Origin of the sequence: Brevibacillus centrosporus (assembly GCF_003710815.1) — a bacterium.
Classification (GTDB): domain Bacteria; phylum Bacillota; class Bacilli; order Brevibacillales; family Brevibacillaceae; genus Brevibacillus; species Brevibacillus centrosporus.
In genome coordinates this window covers 1-2,007 of the sequence record NZ_RHHP01000068.1, presented here as the reverse complement: position 1 = coordinate 2,007, position 2,007 = coordinate 1, and the positions used below count along the sequence as shown (strand labels likewise).

Here is a 2,007-nt window from a genome sequence, read left to right as displayed (position 1 = left end):
CGATAGAAAGCTGGATGACAGGTGTATCAGGTTGAAAAGGGAACGCCATTTCGACTGTATTGCTGTCCCTGCTGAATCTGCGAAGCACGATGCACTCATTCGCTTCATCCGCATCTGTGAGGTAATGAGCGGAATTCTTAACAGTTACCATCTTGATCAAAGACTTTCACCCCTGTTCTTCGTGGTGTGTCGCAGGCTCGCGATCTTATCTATGCAGCTGGTGCAGACCATCTTATCTGGGTACAAATTGGCCAATGGTTTGTCCAAGTTACCGCAAAGAGTGCAACCAGGTGAGTACTTTCGAAGCACGATAGCATTCCCCTCAACGAAGATTTCCATGGAATCCGACTCTTTGATTCCGAAGGTCTTGCGTAACTCCATCGGAATAACCACACGGCCCAGGTCATCAACTCTTCTTACAATTCCTGTTGCTTTCATCGTGTCTCTTCCTCCGTTTCGATCTTCAATTCTTGTCCGGCTACAACCCGGCAGGTCATCAGTTGGCCGTTCGGTTGCGTGAATCGCGTGATGCTTTCCGCATTATCTACGAAGCATGGTGCCACGATCCCGCTCTGTTGGCTCAAGACGTCCCGAAGCTCCAACCCAGCCCTGATACTTTCAGAGAGAGACAACTTTCGGTATGCCTTTCCGTCCATCTCAATCTCAAAGTCTGGCTTCAGCTCGCCATCACCTTTGTTTTGCTTGAATAGCCGAATCGATAGCGTGGTGAATAGTTCTTGCACCTTTGTAGCTTGCATCTCTGCTTCTTTGGCTAGGAACGCTTTGATCGCATCCAATATGAACACCGACTCGTTTCGACTGGCCAACGTCGCCTCTTCGTCAGTTTTTGCTTGGATGATTTGTTGCTCAAGCTGCTGGCTTTGGCTGTGGGAGCGAATGGCATCCTCGAATTTCTGTTTCAACTGCCCAAGCTCTCGGATCTTTTCCACCTGTTCGGACACATCGATGTATTCCATTTTCGCTAGCTCTAACTCCAGGGCTTTCCGCTGATCTACCAGCGCCTTGTGATTCGCCTGATATTGTCCCTTTCGTTGCTCCTTGTCCGCTTTGACCGCGTCGACTGATTCTTCATCAAGTGGTCGCTTGCAAGTACGGCAGGTATCTTCAATTACCTCATCCCGAAGCGATGGCCACTTTTGTGCAGATGCGGTGATTTGTTCTTGCAGACTTTGAATTTTGACCTGCAGGCCGTTGTACTTGCGATTGGTCTCCCCGGCAGAATCAGTGATGATTTCAACTTCCCTTATCTGCTTGTACAACTTTTCGATTTCAGCCTTGGCAGCTATTACATCTACTTGCACATCGGGAAGCCTCTGAAGTTGTTCTTGCAGCGTCTTGGTGCGGCTCTGAGCAGCTATGTAGGCTTTATCCTGATTTGTTTTGTTTTCGCGGTGGATCTTCTCCAGATCGGTGAGTGAGTTCTTCTTTAGCAGGTCTGTCAGCTTGTCCGCTTGTGTTGCTGGCATTTGAGCAAGTACCTCTTTGTTGGCCGGTACCGTCACGTATTGCAGAATCAATTTGCGCTGTGTTTCCCAATGAAGCGATGGGAAGTAGGATGGGTTATACAAGGAAAGGAAGATGTCTTTGTCAAACATGGACGATACCAACTGATCGAATTCCGTAGCCTTACTGGGTACATCGTTGATCCAGAATTTAGCCTTGCCTTTGTGGATTCCGCGGGCAAGTAGAATTTGCTTTTCGTCCACTGTTAAAAGCAATTCAACTTTCAATTCATCGAAATCATAGTTGACAGGCGTTGGTTCTGTTTCCTTTTGTAACTTGCTTCCAAGCACATCTGTGCCGTACAATGTCCATGAAATGGCTTCTGGAATACTGGACTTGCCTTTCGCGTTGTCACCGCTGATCTTGGTAAGGTCGCCAAACTCTACGACAAGATCACGGTGGCTTTTAAAATTTTTGAGAACCAGTTTTTGAAACCGAATGATCATCGTTACCTACTCCCCCGCCTTCATTTCTACTGCCCCC

General features: G+C 47.8%; 2 protein-coding genes. Both read right to left on the bottom strand.

Translation table 11 applies throughout. The annotated features are described in order from the left end of the window. Positions 1–156: 156 nt before the first annotated feature. Positions 157–438, bottom strand: coding sequence for an AbrB/MazE/SpoVT family DNA-binding domain-containing protein (locus EDM55_RS29870; protein WP_122962136.1), 282 nt, complete (start codon positions 436–438; stop codon positions 157–159). After that, on the bottom strand, positions 435–1,970 hold the full coding sequence (locus EDM55_RS29865; RefSeq protein ID WP_122962135.1) for an AAA family ATPase: 1,536 nt from the start codon (positions 1,968–1,970) through the stop codon (positions 435–437). Before EDM55_RS29865 ends, EDM55_RS29870 begins: the two co-directional genes overlap by 4 nt. Positions 1,971–2,007 lie beyond the last annotated feature (37 nt).